The sequence below is a fragment of the Sinorhizobium sp. 7-81 genome, from assembly GCF_030124405.1.
Taxonomy (GTDB): domain Bacteria; phylum Pseudomonadota; class Alphaproteobacteria; order Rhizobiales; family Rhizobiaceae; genus Sinorhizobium; species Sinorhizobium psoraleae.
Genome location: NZ_JASKLT010000004.1, coordinates 164,685 through 183,777 on the forward strand (window position 1 = coordinate 164,685; position 19,093 = coordinate 183,777).

At 62.2% G+C, this 19,093-nt stretch carries 16 protein-coding genes; 5 read left to right on the forward strand and 11 right to left on the reverse strand.

The window, feature by feature from the left end:
* Positions 1-8 precede the first annotated feature (8 nt).
* Positions 9-1,658, forward strand: a complete 1,650-nt coding sequence (locus QN224_RS16730; RefSeq protein WP_283977605.1) for a thiamine pyrophosphate-binding protein — start codon at positions 9-11, stop codon at positions 1,656-1,658.
* Between the two features lie 128 nt (positions 1,659-1,786).
* Here QN224_RS16730 and QN224_RS16735 read toward each other — a convergent pair whose 3' ends face one another.
* The 4 genes from QN224_RS16735 to QN224_RS16750 form a co-directional block, all read right to left on the reverse strand.
* Positions 1,787-1,993 carry a hypothetical protein gene (locus tag QN224_RS16735; RefSeq protein WP_283977606.1) on the reverse strand — a complete coding sequence of 69 codons (207 nt, stop codon included), beginning with the start codon at positions 1,991-1,993 and terminating at the stop codon, positions 1,787-1,789.
* Positions 1,994-2,091: 98 nt separating this feature from the next.
* A complete protein-coding gene (locus tag QN224_RS16740; protein WP_283977607.1) occupies positions 2,092-2,442 on the reverse strand; it encodes a cupin domain-containing protein in 351 nt (116 codons plus the stop codon).
* A gap of 60 nt (positions 2,443-2,502) precedes the next feature.
* A complete protein-coding gene (locus QN224_RS16745) occupies positions 2,503-2,841 on the reverse strand; it encodes a TIGR01244 family sulfur transferase (protein WP_173509720.1) in 339 nt (112 codons plus the stop codon).
* A gap of 73 nt (positions 2,842-2,914) precedes the next feature.
* Positions 2,915-3,754 (reverse strand): DUF4432 family protein, encoded by an 840-nt coding sequence (locus QN224_RS16750; protein ID WP_283977608.1) that lies wholly within the window; start codon positions 3,752-3,754, stop codon positions 2,915-2,917.
* 383 nt (positions 3,755-4,137) lie between these two features.
* Here QN224_RS16750 and QN224_RS16755 point away from each other — a divergent pair, with 383 nt between their 5' ends.
* Both QN224_RS16755 and QN224_RS16760 read left to right on the forward strand, forming a co-directional pair.
* Positions 4,138-5,547, forward strand: a complete 1,410-nt coding sequence (locus QN224_RS16755; RefSeq protein WP_283977609.1) for a L,D-transpeptidase — start codon at positions 4,138-4,140, stop codon at positions 5,545-5,547.
* Between the two features lie 253 nt (positions 5,548-5,800).
* Positions 5,801-7,090, forward strand: a complete 1,290-nt coding sequence (locus tag QN224_RS16760) for an FAD-binding oxidoreductase (RefSeq protein ID WP_283977610.1) — start codon at positions 5,801-5,803, stop codon at positions 7,088-7,090.
* Between the two features lie 262 nt (positions 7,091-7,352).
* Here the strand turns inward: QN224_RS16760 and QN224_RS16765 are convergent, their stop codons facing one another.
* The 7 genes from QN224_RS16765 to QN224_RS16795 all read right to left on the reverse strand — a co-directional run bounded on the left by QN224_RS16765 (position 7,353) and on the right by QN224_RS16795 (position 16,679).
* Entirely contained in the window at positions 7,353-8,870 is a 1,518-nt protein-coding gene (locus QN224_RS16765) for a globin-coupled sensor protein (protein WP_283977611.1), read from the reverse strand.
* Positions 8,871-9,168: 298 nt separating this feature from the next.
* Complete coding sequence (locus QN224_RS16770) at positions 9,169-9,888, reverse strand: ParA family protein (protein WP_283977612.1); 720 nt, start codon at positions 9,886-9,888, stop codon at positions 9,169-9,171.
* A 193-nt stretch (positions 9,889-10,081) separates the two neighbouring features.
* Positions 10,082-11,227, reverse strand: coding sequence for an iron-containing alcohol dehydrogenase (locus QN224_RS16775; RefSeq protein ID WP_283977613.1), 1,146 nt, complete (start codon positions 11,225-11,227; stop codon positions 10,082-10,084).
* Positions 11,224-12,609: an aldehyde dehydrogenase family protein gene (locus tag QN224_RS16780; protein WP_269282173.1), complete on the reverse strand. Its 1,386-nt coding sequence runs from the start codon at positions 12,607-12,609 to the stop codon at positions 11,224-11,226. The genes QN224_RS16775 and QN224_RS16780 overlap by 4 nt, the downstream gene beginning before the upstream one ends.
* Before the next feature lie 181 nt (positions 12,610-12,790).
* Positions 12,791-14,155 carry a glutamine synthetase family protein gene (locus tag QN224_RS16785; RefSeq protein ID WP_283977614.1) on the reverse strand — a complete coding sequence of 455 codons (1,365 nt, stop codon included), beginning with the start codon at positions 14,153-14,155 and terminating at the stop codon, positions 12,791-12,793.
* Positions 14,156-14,247: 92 nt separating this feature from the next.
* Positions 14,248-15,795 carry an amino acid permease gene (locus QN224_RS16790; protein WP_283977615.1) on the reverse strand — a complete coding sequence of 516 codons (1,548 nt, stop codon included), beginning with the start codon at positions 15,793-15,795 and terminating at the stop codon, positions 14,248-14,250.
* 110 nt (positions 15,796-15,905) lie between these two features.
* Complete coding sequence (locus QN224_RS16795; protein WP_283977798.1) at positions 15,906-16,679, reverse strand: N-formylglutamate amidohydrolase; 774 nt, start codon at positions 16,677-16,679, stop codon at positions 15,906-15,908.
* A 174-nt stretch (positions 16,680-16,853) separates the two neighbouring features.
* Between QN224_RS16795 and QN224_RS16800 the strand changes: the two genes are divergently transcribed.
* The gene (locus QN224_RS16800; protein ID WP_269282170.1) at positions 16,854-17,732 is read left to right on the forward strand and encodes a MurR/RpiR family transcriptional regulator; all 879 of its coding nucleotides are present in this window, start codon (positions 16,854-16,856) and stop codon (positions 17,730-17,732) included.
* A 212-nt stretch (positions 17,733-17,944) separates the two neighbouring features.
* Positions 17,945-19,048, forward strand: coding sequence for an ABC transporter substrate-binding protein (locus QN224_RS16805; RefSeq protein ID WP_269282169.1), 1,104 nt, complete (start codon positions 17,945-17,947; stop codon positions 19,046-19,048).
* Positions 19,049-19,093 lie beyond the last annotated feature (45 nt).

Here is a 19,093-nt window from a genome sequence, read left to right on the forward strand (position 1 = left end):
GTGTGTGGATGAAAACGGGTGGTCAACTGATTGTCGAGGCGCTGGTCGCAAACGGCGTCAAGCGCATCTCGTGCGTGCCGGGAGAAAGCTATCTTGCCGTACTGGACGCGCTCCACGACACCGACATCGACGTCGTCGTTTGCCGCCAGGAAGGCGGCGCGGCGATGATGGCGGATTGCTGGGGACGGCTCACGGGCGAGCCCGGCATCTGCATGGTGACCCGCGGCCCCGGCGCCACCAATGCCTCCGCGGGCCTTCATGTCGCAAGACAGGATTCGATCCCGATGGTCCTCTTCATCGGCCAGGTGCAGCGCGACGCGCGCGAGCGCGAAGCCTTCCAGGAAATCGAATATCGCCGCGCCTTCACCGAGGTCGCCAAATGGGTAGGCGAAATCGACGATCCGGCGCGCATCCCCGAATTCGTCACCCGCGCCTTTGCCGTCGCGACGTCCGGTCGTCCGGGGCCGGTGGTGCTGACGCTGCCTGAAGACATGTTGACCGAGAGCACCGAGGCGCCCCCCGCGCGCGCTTACCAGCCGGTCGAAAGCCATCCGGGCCGTGGCCAGGTCGCCCGGTTGAAGGAACTGCTCGCCGATGCGAAACGGCCGATCGCCATTCTCGGCGGTACGCGCTGGTCGGCCGAAAGCGTCGCGGAGTTCCAGCGCTTTGCCGAGCGCTGGCGGCTGCCGGTCGGCTGCTCCTTCCGCCGCCAGATGCTCTTCGATCACTTGAACCCGCTCTATGCCGGCGATGTCGGCATCGGCATCAACCCCGCGCTGGCGAAGGAAATCAAGGAGGCCGACCTCGTCCTTCTCGTCGGCGGCCGTTTTTCGGAAATGCCCTCCTCCAGCTACACGCTGATCGACGTCCCCTACCCCAGGCAGACGCTGGTTCATGTCCATCCCGATCCCGCGGAACTCGGCCGCGTCTACCGCCCGGATCTGGCGATCGCTGCGAGCCCACGCGATTTCGTTGCGGCACTCGACGACATCAGGCCAGCGGACGGCGAACCCGCGTGGTCCGCTCGCACCGCCGCGATGCACGAAGCCTATCTCAAATGGTCGACGCCGCCCGAGAAAGGACCCGGCGACGTGCAGATGGGGCCGATCATGAACTGGATCGAGGCGAATACCGCGCCGGACACGATCTTCACGAACGGCGCGGGCAACTACGCCACCTGGCTGCACCGCTTCCATCGCTTCCGCCGTTATGGAACCCAGGCGGCCCCCGCCTCGGGGTCGATGGGTTACGGCCTGCCGGCGGCCGTCGCGGCGAAGCAGCTCCACCCGGAACGCGAAGTCATCTGCTTTGCCGGCGACGGCTGCTTCCTCATGCACGGGCAGGAATTCGCGACCGCGATCCGTTATCAGCTGCCGATCATCGTGCTCGTCATAAACAATGGCATCTACGGCACGATCCGCATGCACCAGGAGCGCGAGTATCCAGGCCGTGTCAGCGCAACGGACCTTACCAATCCGGATTTTGCAGCGCTTGCGCGCGCCTATGGCGGCCACGGCGAAACAGTCGAGCGAACGGAAGAATTCGCCGATGCTTTCCTCCGAGCACGCGCCAGTGGCAAGCCTGCGATCATCGAGATCAAGCTCGACCCCGAAGCAATCACGCCAACGCGCACGCTCAGTGAAATCCGCAACGGCTAGATCATTTCGTTGTTTCGTTGAAACAGTGAAAAGATCTAAGTCTTTGAAGCCATGCAATTCCGGACACACTTTTCCTGGAATTGCTCTTGCGCGCGGGAGAGAGACTTACTTCTCTCCAGAGTCGCTCGTCAGATTGTCCGGATCATCTCCCAAATCTGGTCCGGCTCCCTGACGCCGGTCTGGTAAAGCTTGATGATCCTTCTGGCGAGTTGGTCGGCCTCCTCGCTGGAAGTAGACAAATTGCGTTCCTTCAGCGCCTTGTTCAGCACGCCTTCGAGGATCAACACGTCGCCGGGAAGGATGGGATAATCTCGAAAGTTATTGAAGGGATTCATGGCCGATCTCCGCTCCAGGTAAATCTGCCGGTGGAGACAGTCTACGCGCGTTTGAAGAGACGGCGAATAGCGAAATACGGTTGTTCGGCTGCCCGCGCCTATTCCAGCCACTCGGTCGAAAAGGCATCGCTCGCATGCAGGTCCGTGGTCTCCAGCCGACCCGGACCAAGATTGGCGAACTTGTGCGGAACGTTCGCAGGTGCGACGACGATCTGCCCCGCCTCCGCTTCGATCGTCTGGTCGCCGACGGTGAACAGGGCACGGCCGGTGCGAACGATGAAGGTTTCCGGATAGGGGTGCCGGTGCAACTTCGGACCGCCGCCGATCCGGTCGGTCGTGTAGAACATGACAGAAACGCCGGCGCCATAATGACCGCCCTCGAACTCGCCCTGCCAGACGTCAGGCCTTTCGGCCCACTGGTCCCGGTTGATCAGATGCGGTCCGGCCATGCTTACCTCCCTATCCAGCACTCACAGCATGTTCGCTCGGCAGGCGGCAAACCGATCCTGTCAGCCGCGGATATGCTGGGTCTGCTGATAGACTGCGGTGGAGCGGGCGCCGGAACGGCAATAGCCGAGCATCGGGCGCTGGAATTCGTCGAGCGCATCCACCATGCGCGTCACGGCATCGGCGGTCACGCCCATCGGGCCCACCGGAATATGGGTAATCTCCAGGCCCAGCTCAGCAGCGCGTGCGGCGATCGCATCGAAAGTCGGTTGATCAGGCGCCTCGAAATCCGGACGATGGCAGACGATGGACTTGAAACCGAGCGCCTTGATCTCATCCAGGTCCTCGACCGTGATCTGGCCGGAGACCGAGTATTCATCGTTGATCTGGCGAATGTCCATGATGATGCTTCCTCTGAACTGCGTTGGCCTGATGTAGGCCGGGCATGAGGCGGCGTCAATCGCGAAGCAACCTTCAGGAAACGGCAAAGGCGAGCGCGTAGCCGCGCGACTGCCCGGGTTCGATGAGGCTGAGTTCGCCTGATGCCGCGAGCTCTCCTCGCTTCGCCAGGCGGTGCGATGCGGGTTCGATGCTGATGACGTTGGCGCCTCCGCGCTGGCAGCGCCACATCTGCAAGAACGGTAGCGTGTCCACGCGAAAGCGGACGATAAGCCGCCGCCCGCCAAGCCCCGGCAATGGCCCGAGCGCGACCTCCGACCAGCCGTCCTCTGCGTGCGCGGGAGTGCACAAGTGGGCGCTCTCGCCTTCGCCGAAGCGCCACTCCAGTGATCCGCTTTCGAGCGATGGACTGACGACGCGCGTTTCCTGGCCAAGCAGCCGGCCGCCAATGTTCATGTGATACATCATCATCGGCGCGAAGGCCGAGACGCCGATATTGGTCACGCGGTCTTCAAGCATCACGCATTGCCCGCCTTCGCTCACATGCCACCGGCGCTCGAGCGCCGCCTTGCCGCCACAGGCAAGATCCACCTCGGTCAGAGCCTCACAACGGGTGGCGTCGGCGGACATCTCCGTCCGGACGACGGGCGTGCCTGCAAGCGAACCATGTAGGGGGTAGCGCCTCCCGTCTTGACCTTCGACCGGCTCGGGATGGCGAATGTGATCGGGACCGCAGGTGAAGAAAAAGCCGGCAAGCGCCCGGTCGATCCGCGGGTCGCCATCCGAGGGAATAGCGGAGCCGGGAGAAAGATCCGTGCCATCGACCACGAAGGCGGCAATGTCGAGCGCAGACGAGCGGTCGAACAGGAGATGACTCCGGACGCCGTCGTGCGTGCTGGTCAAGGTCGTTTCCATATGTATCTCCCGCAGTCGGCCCCACGCGTCTCTCCGGTGCAAACGGTGGGCTGCAATTCATTGAACTGCCGCTTGGCTCATCCTTAAATCGATTCCCTTGCAGGGAACATGCGGGAAGCGAGATGGCCACAAATGCATGAAAAGCAAAGTAAAATGCATCGAGAACGACAAATCCCGGTCGAACAATCCGGCTTTCGCGCGCGTTATCGACGTAGACGCTCGGGGAATACGGTGCGAGGATTGTTCCAAAGCCTCGGCCCGGCCTTCTCCCGGTTGAAACAGACGCCGGATCGATCTAACTACGGTTAACCAATCGGTCAGGATGAATTTTAACCAACCGTTCACGATGGATTCACTTTTTTCACATTAACGTCGAAATCGGCATGTACCGCCGCGGATCAACTACCATGAAAACAGGTTCTATCGTGACGACTGCGACCCGCACCGGCCTCTCGCTTCTCGCCGCAGCCGGCCTTTTGGCCGTGGAGCTTACCCCTGCTTCCGCGCAGGAAGGCTATTATCGCGGCGGCGGCGACGTGATCCTGGTTACGCCGAATGGCGAGATTCTCGACTATATGCCGGGGCAGGACGAGGTCCGCGCAATGCGTGACCACCGCGGCCGCACTGTTCTCGTCGATCCCTGGGGCAATATCGTCGCCACAGTGATGCCGTCGGACGGTTACGGCAGAGCCCGCCGCCGGCAAAGCGACGTCGACGTCTATTCGAACGACGGCTACGCTGACTACGGCGACCGCGGCTACGGCTATTCCGAGCCCGGCGAGTTTACGGGCACGGTCCCGGACTACCGCGAACCGGCCCCGGTCGAGCGCGAGGAGTTGCGGGACAACCTGCCGGGCCTGATCGATGGCAGCGAGCAGGCGGCCTACGATCCGCAATATGACGAGCCGCTCAGGCAGCCGATGCCTCCGGCGCTCTCGGTGAAGGGCAAGTCGCGCGCGGAAATCGCCGCGCTGCAGGTGTTTCTCGACCGCGAGGGTTTCTCGCCGGGCGTCATCGACGGCAAGATGGGCTCCAATGTCACCAAGGCGATCGAAGCCTGGCAGCAGGCAACCGGCGAAACCCTCGACCCGAACAACACCGAGGACATCCTCGAACGGCTGCGTTTCAACGGCGGGCTGCCGATCACGACCTACACGATCACCGCTGCCGACGCGGCTGGCCCCTATGTTGCCTCGATCCCCGAAGACTATGCCCACAAGGCGATGCTTCCGCATCTGTCCTTCACGTCCACCGCCGAAATGCTCGGCGAAAAATTCCACATGGACGAGAACTACCTGCGCGAACTCAATCCCGGTGTCGATTTTTCCATTCCGGGTACGATCATCAAGGTCATCAATCCAGGCCCGAACAAGGCGGGCAAGGTCGCGCGGATCGTGGCCGACAAGAGTCGCAAGCAGGTGCTCGCCTACGATGCGGCCGACAAGCTCATTGCCGCTTATCCTTCTACGATCGGCTCGTCGGACACGCCCTCCCCGTCCGGCATCGTGTCGGTCGAACGGATCGCCTTCGATCCGGGCTACACCTACAATCCGAAGATCAACTTCCAGCAGGGCGCGAACGACAAGATTCTGACGCTCCAGCCCGGACCAAACGGTCCCGTCGGCACGATGTGGATCGCACTGTCGAAGCCGACTTACGGCATTCACGGCACCCCCGATCCATCGAAGATCGGCAAGACCCAGAGCCATGGCTGCATTCGCCTGACCAACTGGGACGCGACCGAACTCGGCAAGATGGTAAGCAAGGGCGTGACGGTGGAATTCGTCGATTGATCCGGGACCTGCGCTTGCGCCTTCGGCCAAGCGGCCGCTCCCGTGTTTCACGTCGCCGCAAATCGATCCTGAACGCTTCTGCGGCGGCCATTCGGCATTGCGCGCCTTCATGACCTCATGAAACATTGTCATGAAAAACTTTGCGGCAATGGTTCTATCACTGACGAAATATTTTCCATCATGATCGGTCGGCGCAGGATGGGCGGACGCGCTACGCCTTCCACATCCGCACCGAAGACAAGGAATGTCCGCAATGGCAACGGAGCGTGCTCTCCCCAATCTCTGGCATGCGACGGCACCCGCCGCGCCTGAAACCGGTCCGCTTACCGGCGAACTGAGCACCGACGTGGCCATCATCGGCGCCGGTTTCACCGGTCTCTCCGCCGCGCTGCATCTTGCGGAAAAGGGCGTGAAAGCAACGGTGATCGAAGCGCGCATGATCGGCTTCGGCGGCTCCGGCCGCAATGTCGGCCTCGTCAACGCCGGCATGTGGGTAAAGCCGGACGATCTCGTCGCAACCCTCGGCACTGAGGCCGGAACCCGGTTGTTGAACGAACTCGGCGACGGTCCGTCTCTCGTCTACGATCTCGTCGCGAAACACGGCATGCAATGCGAGGCCGTACGCAACGGTACGCTCCACATGGCCGTCGGTGCCGAGGGCCTGAAGGACATCCGGGATCGCGAGGCGCAGTGGAAGAAACGCGGTGCGCCGGTCGAAGTGCTCTCAGACGACAGAACCCACGTGCTCTCCGGCGCCGAGGGCTTTGCCGGCGCGTTGCTCGACCGCCGCGCCGGAACGATCCAGCCGCTTGCCTACGCAAGAGGGCTGGCGCGGGCAGCACTCGCCGCCGGCGCCAAGATCTTCACCGACACCCCTCTCCTTGCCGCCGAGCGCCAGGGCGATCAGTGGAGGCTTAAGGCAGGCCACGGCAGTCTTACCGCCCGCCACATCATTCTAGCGACCAACGCCTATGGAGCGCTCGTTCCCGACCTGCCGTGGAAGGCGCATACCCAGGAACTGACGATCCTCCCCTATTTTCAGTTCGCCACCAATCCGCTTCCCGAAAAGGTCGCAGCGCGGATCCTGCCGGAGCGTCAGGGCGCCTGGGATACCGGGCTCGTCATGACTTCCTTCCGCATGGATCAGCAGAACCGGATGATCTTCGGTTCGATCGGCCGGCTCGATGCCATGGCCGAGGGCACGCATCGCGCCTTCGCGGCCCGCTCGCTGCGCAAACTCTTCCCGAATATCGGCGATTTCCGCTTCGAATACTGGTGGGATGGCCGCATCGGCATGACGACCAACAACCTGCCCGCCATGCACGTGCTCGCCCCGAATGTCGTGTCGGTGAGCGGCTACAACGGCCGCGGCATTGCGCCCGGAACCGTCTTCGGACGAGCGCTCGCTCACCACGTCATGGGTGATGCCTCGGCAATTCCGCTTGCTGAAACACCGATCACGCCGGATCCGTGGCGGACGGTGAAATCCGCCTTCTATCACGCCGGCGCGCAGGCGAAGCATTTTGTCGACCGGCGCTTCTGAGCTCCGCTGCTCTTCACCTCCTGCCTGCCGGTTGTTCTCTCCCCCGTCATTCCTGTGCTTGTCACAGGAATCCAGCCGCACCGCGTCGGCGGTGCGAGAGACTCCATCTGGCGCTTTGTACCACGCCGAAGGGAAGCATTGTTGCCTCAGCAACCGCTTCCCTCGACAAGCCAAGGTCATTCACGGCGCGGACGCGCCGTGGCTGGATCCCCTGTGACGAACACAGGGATGAGGAGCCTGTGGCTGTCATTCCGGAGGTAATTTAAGCCGCGATCTGATAGCCGAATGTCGCGCCCGCCGTGCCGCTGCCCGAGGTCTGAAACGCGCGGAGACGTCGCGCAATCTGCTCGGCTTCGGCCGTTAGCGCCTGGCACGAGGCATTCGCCTGCTCCACCATTGCCGCATTCTGCTGGGTGATCTGGTCCATCTGGCTGATAGCGGTGTTTACCTCCTGCAGGCCGGTCGCCTGCTCGGCGGTGCTGGCGCGGATTGCGCCGAAGAGCGAGCTCACCTCCACCACCTGGGCCACGATCTGCTGCAGCGACCAGGCGACCTTGTTGACCGAGTTGACCCCGTCCTCCACCTGGTCGCGCGATTTCGCGATCAGCGACTGAATATTCTTGGCCGCCTCGGCGCAGCGCTGGGCAAGCGCGCGCACCTCCGAGGCGACGACGGCAAAGCCCCTGCCCGCGTCACCGTCGCGCGCCGCCTCGATGCCGGCATTGAGCGCCAGCAGATTGGTCTGGAAAGCGATCTCGTCGATGACGTCGACGATGCGGGCGATGCTCGCCGAGGACGCCTGGATTTCCTGCATGACGCCGATGGCGTGGCTGACGACCTCGCCGCCCTGCTCGGCATTGGCGCGCGCGGCAATGACAGTCGAATTGGCCTGGTCGGCGCCTTCGGCCGTCTGACGCACCGTGCGCGTCACCTGTTCGACCGCCGCCGCGGTTTCCTCGAGATTGGCCGCCTGGCGCTCAGTGCGCCTGGCGAGATCGTCGGCCGCATCCGCAATTTCCTTGGCACTGACGTGGATCTGGCTGGCGCCGGCACCGATCCCGCCGATGACCCGCGCCAGCTCGCTGATGGCGTGATTGAAATTTTCCCGAAGCTCGCCATACGCCTCCGGCAGGTCGGACGTGATGCGCGCGGTCAGATCGCCGTCGGAGATCTGCTTCAACGCTGCGCCGAGCGTGCGGCTGACGAGTGCCCTCTCGCCGCCAAGCACTTCCTCCTGCACGGCGCGCTGCTTCGTCACGTCGGTAGCGTCCATGTAGACCGAGATCGAAAGATCCATGTCGAGGAAGACACCCTTGATCAGGCTTGCCAACATGGCGCCGATCTCTTCCGCCGATGTCGTCCGGCGGGAGAAGACGCCTCCCTTCGGCCAATGCGCCTTCACGACCGCGCCGATCAGGTGCTCCGTGATCAGAGCATAGCCGCCGATATACCAGCGAGGCTCGAGGCCGATCCTGGCGTGAACCTGTCCGATCGTGCGCACCCTGGCGCCATAGTCGGCGTTGAAATTCGCGTCGACGATATTGCTCCAATGGCCGAGCTGCGCGTTTTTGGCACGGTTGATGTGTTCGACGGACGAGAAGAAGGCGTTGGTCTCCGGCGTCTGCCTCACCTTGGCATAGAGCCGATCGAGCGCAGGTCCGAGTTCCTTCTGCAGGATGGGCTTCAACGCCTTGAGATTTGTCTTGGCAGCTTCATCCAGCGCCATGAAATTGAGGCGGCCGGCAATATCGTGGCCGGCGGCGGAGGGTTCCGTCTTCATCGGTGAATTTCCCTACGTAGAACGTGCTCGATCGGGTCATGGAAGGCCGGAACCGCGGATGCACGCGACGCATCGGGGAAACCATCGCCGCGTTCATGGCGGCCGCGCCGCTACAATAGACACCGACGCGTATTCACTTTCCATCGGCAGGGTTAGAAGAGCGTGGTAAAGGAAACCTTACCCGCAACAGCCATTTGGTGCAGGTGCGACAAAAGATTCAACCGGAACTGACGAATGTCAATTCCGGTTGAATGACGATGAGCCGAGGCCGGATGAAATGCGCCGGCCGGCAAAGTGACTACGCGGCACGCAACCGCGCCCAGGACGGCACCCGCGCAGCCCAGGACCGCTGATAGGAAATGGGCAGGAGCGCCAGAACCTCCTGAGCGAGCGCAAGGGCATTCTCGCGCGCCTTGTCGAGATTACTGACGCGGCCTGCATCCATCGTCTGCAGCGTTCCGCCGCATTCGAAAATCTCGCGATAGGCGGCGCGTTCAACGATCGGGGTGTCGAGCATCGAAACGTTGCGCGAAGCAAGCAGCGTCTTGATCGCCTGGAGCGCACGTGTGGTCACCAGCGAGTTGACCCGCGTGAGCACGACCGAATGCCTGATGCGAGCCGTTGTCTTTTGTTCGATATGGCGGATCAGTTCCAGAATCTGAACGGCCCCTTGCGCGTCCATCGCACAGCCCTGGACCGGGATCAGCACCTGATCGGACAGGCCCAGTGCCAGCGCGACGATCGCATCCTTGGCGCCGGCGAGATCGATCACGATGAAATCAGCCGCGTCTTTCAGTTCACGGATGTGGCAGGGCAGCGACGCGGGCGTGATATGCGAGATCACTTCGAGATTGGCGACATGGCCGGAGACTTCCGACCAGCGCGTGATCCAGCGTTGCGGGTCCGCGTCGAGCACCACCACCCTGTTGCCCTGTCTCGCCAATTCCGTCGACAGGATCAGTGCCGCCGTCGTCTTGCCGGCGCCGCCTTTTGCGTTGGCAAATGTGATGACCGCCATCTTCCACCTCATTCCGTCATTGTTTCGAGGCTCCGACCGATGCGTCAGGCGGCGCCCTTTAACAAAGCCTTTCAGAACATGGTTAACGAAATGGAAATTTTGGCAGGCAAAGATTAACCGCAGCGCCGCGCATCAATGAAAAAGCCCGGAAAACCAAGGCTTTCCGGGCTCCAGAAAATTAACGCGATCCGGCTCAGATGCACTCTCTGAAGAGCTTCTTCGCCACGTCGAGCGTCAGCTCCACCGGGTTGCCGCCGGCGGTCGGGTCAACGATCGCCATTTCCGACATTTCATCGATGCGATCGGTGCCGACCCCGAGTGCGGAAAGCCTGTCCGGCACGCCGAGCTCTTCACGCAACTTCAAAACGTAGTCATAAAATCCGTCGAAACCTCCGGCGATGCCGAGATAGGCCGCAGCACGTGCGATCTTCTCTTCGATCGCCGAGCGGTTGAAGCGCAGCACCGGTGGCATCACCACGGCATTGGTCATGCCGTGATGGGTGTTGTAGATCGCGCCGACCGGGTGGGAGAGCGAATGGATTGCGCCGAGCCCCTTCTGGAATGCCACAGCACCCATCGCCGCGGCACTCATCATGTTCGCGCGCGCTTCGATATCCGTGCCGTCCTTGTAGGCGCGCGGCAGGTATTCCTTGACGAGCCGCATGCCCTCGAGCGCAATGCCCGCCGACATCGGATGATAGAAGGGCGAGGAATAGGCCTCCAGGCAATGGGCGAAGGCATCCATGCCGGTGCCGGCGGTGATGACCTTCGGCATGCCGACCGTCAGCTCCGGATCGCAGATCGTTACCCCCGGTAGGAACTTCGGGTGGAAGATCACCTTCTTTACATGACTTGCCGAATTGGTGATGACGCTGGCGCGACCGACCTCAGAACCGGTGCCGGCGGTCGTCGGCACCGCAACGATCGGCGCGATGCCTTCGACGCTCGCGCGTGTCCACCAGTCGCCGATATCCTCGAAGTCCCAGACCGGCCGCGTCTGGCCAGCCATGAAGGCGACGCACTTGCCGAGATCGAGGCCGGAGCCACCGCCGAAGGCAACGACGCCATCATGGCCGCCGTCCTTGAACGCCTTCACGCCTGCTTCCAGGTTCTTGTCGTTCGGGTTCGGATCGACATCGGCGAAGATGGCGCGGCCAAGGCCGCCTGCTTCCAGGATATCGAGCGCATTCTGCGTGATCGCCATCGGCGCAAGGCCACGATCGGTCACGAGCAGCGGCTTCCTCATGCCGAGCGCCCTGCAATGGTCGGCAAGCTCCTTGACTCGGCCGGCGCCGAACTTGACGGCGGTCGGATAGCTCCAGTTGGCGGTGATCGTCATGCGGTTACTTTCTTCAGATGATAGGACTTCGGACGAGTGAGATTGTGGAAGCCGAGGATCGAAAGCGAGCCGCCACGGCCCGTTTCCTTGACACCCGTCCAGCAGAGCGCCGGATCGAGATAATCCGCGCGGTTCATGAAGACGGTGCCGGTTTCAAGGTCGCGGCCGATGCGCGACGCGCGGTCCGCATCGTTCGTCCAGAGCGATACGGTCAGGCCATACTGGCAATCGTTCATCAGCTCGATCGCCTCGGCGTCATTCTTCACCTTCATAATGCCGACCGCCGGCCCGAAGGTTTCCTCGCGCATGAACTCCATCGAATGATCGACGTCGACGAGGACCTGCGGCGCGAGGTAGGCGCCGCCGTCATCCTGCGGGAAGAGCTTGGGATCGATCAGCGCCTTGGCGCCCTTTGACACCGCATCGGCGACCTGCTGACGAACCGTGGCCGCAAAGCGCTTGTTGGCCATGGGGCCGAGCGTCGTTTCCGGATCGAGCGGGTTGCCGAGCTTGTAGTTGGAGACCCAGGCGACGGATTTTTCGACGAAGGCGTCGTAGAGCGATTCATGCACATAGATGCGCTCGATGCCGCAGCAGCACTGGCCGGAATTGTAGGTCGCGCCGTCCATCAGCGTATCGACCGCGGCATCGAGATCGGCATCCTCCATCACATAGCCCGGATCCTTGCCGCCAAGCTCGAGGCCAAGGCCGGTGAAGGTGCCGGCTGCCGCACGCTCGATCGAGCGCCCGCCTTCGACCGAGCCGGTGAAATTGATGAAATCGAAGCTCTTGGCGGCGATCAGCGCGGCCGTCGTGTCGTGATCGAGGAAGAGGTTCTGGAACACGTCCGCCGGCACGCCCGCCTCGATGAACGCGCGCACCATGCGTTCGCCGACGAGGATCGTCTGGCTCGCGTGCTTGATGATGACCGTGTTGCCGGCCATCAAGGCCGGGGCGACCGTGTTGATCGCCGTCATGTAAGGGTAGTTCCACGGCGCGATGACGAAGACGACACCATGCGGCTCGCGCTCGATGCGCCGCTCGAAGCGATCGCTCTCTTCGACGATAATCGGCTTCAGCGCATCGGCGGCGATGGAGGCGACATAGTTCGAACGCTCGTTGAAGCCCTTGAACTCGCCGCCGTAGCGCACCGGCCGGCCCATCTGCCAGGCAAGCTCGGGCACCACCTCGTCGACCATCTCGTTGAGTCGCGCAACGCCGGCGAGCACCAGCTTGACCCGCTCTTCGACGGGGCGCCTCGCCCAGTTCTTCTGCGCCAGACGCGCGTGCGCCACCGCCTGCTTGGCAAGCTCCAGCGGCATCGCGGGACGTTCGGCGTAGACCTCGCCGTTTACCGGGGAAATGCATTTGATCATCGTCATGATCGTCATCCTGTTTTCATTTCAATTGACTGTCCCCTCCCCACAAGAGGAAGGGGCTCGCTGGCATCACCGTCCGGCGCCAGTTCAGCCCCCCGCAACTGGCGACAGCCCAGATTGAGTGAGAAGGCTGCCGGCGGGAAGCCCCTCTCCCTTGTGGCGAAGGGGTGGGGAGGGAAATTTCTTATGCCCGTTCGAAACCGCGTGCGACCTCCCAGTCGGTCACGCGCCGGTCATATTCCTCCTGCTCCCACTGCGCTGCGCGGGTGTAATGGTCGATGACGTCGTCGCCGAAGGCGGCGCGCAGCATTTTCGAGCCGGTCAATGCCTCGGTCGCCTCCCTCAGCGTGTGCGGGATCTCGCGTATGTCCTTGCCGTGATAGGCATCGCCGACGAAGGGCGCTTCGAGTTCCATCTTGCCTTCGATACCGGATATCCCCGCCGCGATCAAAGCGGCAAAGGCAAGATACGGGTTGAGGTCGGAACCCCCGACGCGGCATTCGATGCGGATCGCCTTGGTGTCTTCGCCGCAAAGGCGATAGCCGGCGGTGCGGTTGTCCTTGCTCCAGATCGCCTTGGTCGGCGCGAAGGTACCGGCCATGAAACGCTTGTAGGAGTTGATGTAAGGCGCAAGGAAATAGGTGACCTCGCTCGCATGGGTCAGAAGACCGGCCACGTAATGCCGCATCAGCTCGGACATGCCGTAACGCGCGCTCTTGTCGAAGAAGAGCGGCGTCTCGCCATCGGCACTCCAGAGCGACTGGTGGATATGCGAGGAAGAGCCGGCAGCCGAATAGTTCCACTTAGCGAGGAAAGTGATGGCCTTGCCGCGCTGCCAGGCGATTTCCTTGCAGCCGTTCTTGATGATCGCATGGCGGTCGGCCATGGTCAGCGCATCGGCGTAACGGACGTTGATTTCTTCCTGACCGGCAGAAGCCTCACCCTTGGAATTCTCGACCGGGATCTCGGCGCCCTGGAGGCCGTTGCGGATCGCCCGCATAACATCCTCTTCCTTGGTCGTCTGGAAGATGTGGTAATCCTCGTTGTAGCCGCTGGCGAGCTGCAGGTCGCGATAGCCGGACTGGCGTGCGTCATCGTAGGACTGGTCGAAGAGGAAGAATTCCAGCTCGCTCGCCATGAAGGCCTTCAGGCCCATCGCCTCCAGGCGTGCAATCTGCTTCTTGAGGATGGCCCTGGGTGAATGCGGCACCTCTTCGTGCGTGTGGTGATCGAGCACGTCGCAGATGACCAGCGCCGTGCCTTCGAGCCACGGAATGCGCCGGAGCGTCGCAAGGTCGGGCTTCATCGTATAGTCGCCGTAGCCCTTCTCCCAACTCGTCGCCTTGTAGCCCGAGACCGTTTCCATCTCCATGTCGGTCGCAAGCAGATAGTTGCAGCTATGCGTTTCCTTCCATGCGCTATCGACGAAATATTCCGCATGGAAGCGCTTGCCCATCAAACGCCCCTGCATGTCCACCTGGCAGGCGAGCACGGTATCGATGCGGCCGGCGGCCACATCCTCTTTCAGTTCCTCGAACGAATAGCTCATGAAAGTGTCATCCCATGTTCGGTGCGGCCGTTCCCATGGCCGCAAAAGATGAGGCGGAAGCCGCAGCCGCGGCCCCGCCCTCTTGTTGTTGGTCAAGCTTCGCCGACGGCCTTTTCGGCAGCAACGATTTCGGCCTGGCGGCGCGCAACTTCCTCGCCGATCGGCGGGCCACGGAACCGGCGGCTCTCGAAACCGAACCAGACGATGCCGGTCACGATCAGGAAGCCGACGGTGATGTAGAGCGCCCAATCGTTCGGCGGCTGGATGCCGAGCACGAAGATCAGCACCATCGCGATGAGCGACAGGATGGCAAAGAGCTTGAATGTGCCCTCGCCGAGGTTCCACGGCCCCATCTTGTCCCATTTCGAGGTGCCCCAGGCGAAAAAGCCGAGCGTGATCGGGATCGCGAAGGAGAAGAACAGGAAGATGACCGTGCACGAGACGACGATGGTGTAGACCGGCGTATCGCCGATCGAGACCAGCGACGAGCCCCAGACGAAGAGCACCGCGAGGATCGACCCGGTCCAGATCGCCGCTACCGGCGTACGATAGTTCGGGCTGACCTTGGCAAGCGCCTTTGAGGCCGGAAGGCCGCCGTCACGCGAGAAGGCAAAGATCATACGCGAGACCGAGGTCACCGTCGCAAGACCGCACAGCCACTGGCTGATGAAGATAGCGAGATAGAGAATGTCCTTGATGACAGGGTTCACCTGCGCGTCCATCGCCCAGAAGAACACGTTCCAGCCCTGCTTTGCGGCCTCGTCCATGTTCGGGATCATCAGGACGAAGGAGCACAGCATGATGTAGCCGAAAAGCGCCGACCAGAGGACCGACGAAACCATGCCGCGCGGCACGGAATGCGCGGCCTTGACCGTTTCCTCCGACGTGTGCGCCGAGGCGTCGTAGCCAGTGATCGTATAGATCGGCAGCAGGAGGCCGAGCAGGAAGACCCAGGTTCCGGATGTCTGCGGCCAGACGTTGCCGCCCGTTTCGCCCGAATAGTTGGAGAAGGTGAAGAGCCTGCTGATCTCGTAGCTATCGGCAGCAGCAAGGCAAACGATGGCGAGCAGGATCGAGGTGGCGAAGATCAGGTAGCCGGAAAAGTCGGTAAGCTTCGCCGTCAATCCGATACCCATATGATTCACCAGCGCCTGCGCGCCGGTAATGATCGCCAGGAAGACGATGCGAGTGGTTGTCGTGTCTTCCAGACCGAAATACGGTGCGCCGAACGACCCCATGAAGAAGTAGTAGGTGCCGACGTTGATGGCGCCGAGGACCGTCACCAGGCCAAGGAGATTGAACCAGGCCGTCAGCCAGCCGGTGAAGCGGTTGCCGAGGATCGAGCCCCAGTGATAGAGGCCGCCGGCGGTCGGATAGGCCGAGCCGATCTGCGCCATGGCGACGGCGAAGACGAGCGAGATGAAGCATCCGAGCGGCCACCCGATGCCGATCGCCGCGCCACCCGCACCGGATGTCGCCTGCGCCAGCGAGTTGATGCCGCCAGACAGAATGCAAATGATCGAGAATGACACGGCGAAGTTCGAGAACTGGCTCATGCGCCGCTCGAGTTCCTGGGCGTAGCCCATCGAATGCAAGACCTGCAGGTCCTGCTTCTTATCGATATCGGTGTAGTCTGACATCTTCTTTCCCCTGTTTTCTCCTTGACCTCGCGCGCCATTGCAGGAGGCCCCATCACACCCGCTCCGGTCTCCGGAACGGGACCGCGGCTTTGCCGCTCCCCAGGGTCTTTTTATCGTGCCGGAAGGGCGGCCATGCTCTTCACGAGCAGCCCCTCCAGATAGTCAGCCATGACCCTCTGGCTGACCTCGTCCCGAATGAGATCGTTTCTGATCTCGATCATCACGTTCGGCAGTCCGTTTCGCACGCCGTATTCCACCAGGCTGTGCGTTACACCGTCGGCCGGCCCATAGGGTTCGTTCCGGCGTATGTCGTAGGCGACCTCTCCGTCCGTCGCGATCGCCAGCATGCGGTCTGCGAGCCGGCTGTCGGCATCGTGCAGGATGCCGATTTCGACAGTGCGCGGCTTGCCGAAATAGACCGGCGTGAAACTGTGCATTGTGACAAGGACCGGGCGCCGCCCGGCCGCCTTGCGGTCGGAAACGAACCGCAATATCGCGTCGTGGAACGGGAGGTAGATCTCATTGACCCTCGTCTCCCGTTCGGCGGCCGACATCGCCCTGTTTCCCGGCACCTCGTAGACTTCGCTGACAGCCGGCATTGCCGCGTCGGACTCGGGCGGCCGGTTGCAGTCATAGGCAAGGCGCGAAAAGCGCTGATGGATGAGCGTACCATCGAGTTTCTCGGCGAGATGCCTGGCGACCGCCAGCGCGCCGGGGTCCCAGGCGATATGGCTCTCCAATGCTTCCTTTGAAAGGCCGAGCGTCCCAAGACGCTCCGGCAGGCGGGGCGACGCGTGTTCGCAGACGAAGAGGAACTCTCCCGCCGCGTCCGCATTGTCGATGGCGACCGGATCACCCTCTACGCGCGTCAAAAGTCCCGTCAAAACCGGCACCCCCAAATTGCCTCGTCAGACGATCTTAATGAAAAGAATTCTTCACGAATCAGTGGGTGTCAACGAAAATCTGAAACGATCTCTTCAAAAAGGCGATTGACTCCGATTGTGACAGCGATGTTTAATTCCTCACAAGCTGGCGGAGACCAGCTCAGGGGCACGACATTGACCAGCAAAACGGCATCCATGACGGTGTCGGATGTGATCAACGCACATTTCGGGGCGCTGACGCGCGCCGAGAAGCGATTGGCGGAGACACTTCTCGATAACTATCCCGTCTCCGGGCTCGGCTCGATCACCACGGTCGCCGAGAACGCCGGAGTTTCCACGCCGACCGTGGCGCGCATGGTCCAGAAGCTGGGCTTCCGCGGATTTCCCGACTTTCAATCACGGCTCCACCAGGAACTCGAGGCGACGATCTCCAACCCGATCGCCAAGCATGATCGTTGGGCCGCGAGCGCGCCTGGCACGCACACGCTCAACCGCTTCGCCGACGCGGTGATGGGAAACATGCGCCAGACGCTGTCCCAGATAGAACCGCGCGAATTCGATCGGGCCGCCAGCCTGATCGCCGATTGCAAGCGCAACATCTATCTTGCCGGTGGACGCATCACCCGCTCGATGGCGGACTACTTCTTCACCCATCTCCAGGTCATCCGCACCGGCGTGACGCAGATCGCGGCCAACCCGAGTTCCTGGCCGCACTACGTGCTGGACATGAAACAGGGCGATGTCCTGATCCTGTTCGACATCCGCCGCTACGAGCAGGAGATGGAAACGCTTGCCCGCTTCGCCCGCGATCGGGGCGTCGAAATCATCCTTTTCACAGACCAGTGGGGTTCGCCCGTCGCCAAGGCCGCTTCCAAGGTCTTCCGCGTGCACATCGAAGTGCCCTCGGCCTGGGACAGTTCGGTCATGCTGCTCTTTCTCGTCGAGGCGCTGATCGAGGCCGTGCAGAACATGAACTGGGACGAAACACGGGATCGAATGAAGATGCTTGAAGGCCTGTTCGATTCGACGCGCATCTTTCGCAAGCCGGTCTAGGAGGAACCGGCTGTGATTGCAGGTCCCGCCGGGAAGCGGAATTCACCGCGATGCTGCGAGCGGTTGGCAGATGGAGGCGACCGCCGTCTCGCCACCGACACGTATGGCGCGAACGGGACAGGACCTGTCACACAAGCTTCATCGCGCCTCTTTAACAGCATCGCCGAAATTACAACGCACGATTTAGTTGAAAGCACACAAGGAGAACGTCAGTGATTTCAAAGACTCAACGCCTGCTCTCGCTTTCCAGCGCCATGCTGCTCGCAACGACGGCGATTGCCGTCGCCGAGCCGAGCGAGGAGCTCATCGCCGCCGCCAAGAAGGAAGGCACGCTGACCACCATCGCCCTTCCGCACAGCTGGTGCGGATACGGCGACGTGATCGCCGGCTTCAAGGCCAAGTACGGCCTGGAGGTCAACGAACTGAACCCGGACGCAGGTTCGGGTGACGAAATCGAAGCCATCAAGGCCAACAAGGGCAACACCGGCCCGCAGGCGCCCGACGTGATCGACGTCGGTCTGTCCTTCGGTCCGTCGGCCAAGGCCGAAGGCCTCATCCAGCCCTACAAGGTCTCGACCTGGGACACGATCCCGGATAGCGCCAAGGATCCTGAAGGCTTCTGGTACGGCGATTATTACGGTGTTCTGTCCTTCGTGGTGAACACCGATATCGTCAAGGAAGTGCCGAAGGATTGGGCCGATCTCAAGAAGTCGGACTACGCGAACTCGATCGCCATGGCCGGTGATCCGCGTGCGTCCAATCAGGCTGTGCAGGCCGTCTACGCAGCCGGTCTCGCTGCCGGCGAAAAGGACGCTGCAAAGGCTGGCGAAGCCGGCCTCGCCTTCTTCGCCGAAGTCAACAAGGCTGGCAACTTCGTTCCGGTCATCGGCAAGTCCGCCTCGCTGGCGCAAGGCTCCACCCCGATCATCATCGCCTGGGACTATAACGGCCTCTCCTGGCGCGACAGCCTCAATGGCAACCCGCCGGTCGAAGTCGTCGTTCCGGCTTCGGGCGTCGTCGCCGGCGTCTACGTGCAGGCGATCTCGGCCTTCGCTCCGCATCCGAACGCTGCCAAGCTCTGGATGGAATACCTCTATTCGGACGAAGGCCAACTCGGCTGGCTGAAGGGCTATTGCCATCCGATCCGCTTCAACGATCTCGCCAAGAACGGCAAGATCCCGCAGGAGATGCTCGACAAGCTGCCGCCGGCAGCGGCCTATGAAAAGGCCGTCTTCCCGACGCTCGAAGAGCAGGCAGCCGGCAAGGAGGCGATCACCACCAAGTGGGACAGCGTCGTCGGCGCCAACGTGCAGTAATCACTGTCATCGCCTCCCCGCGATCTACAGCGCCGTGCGTCTTGT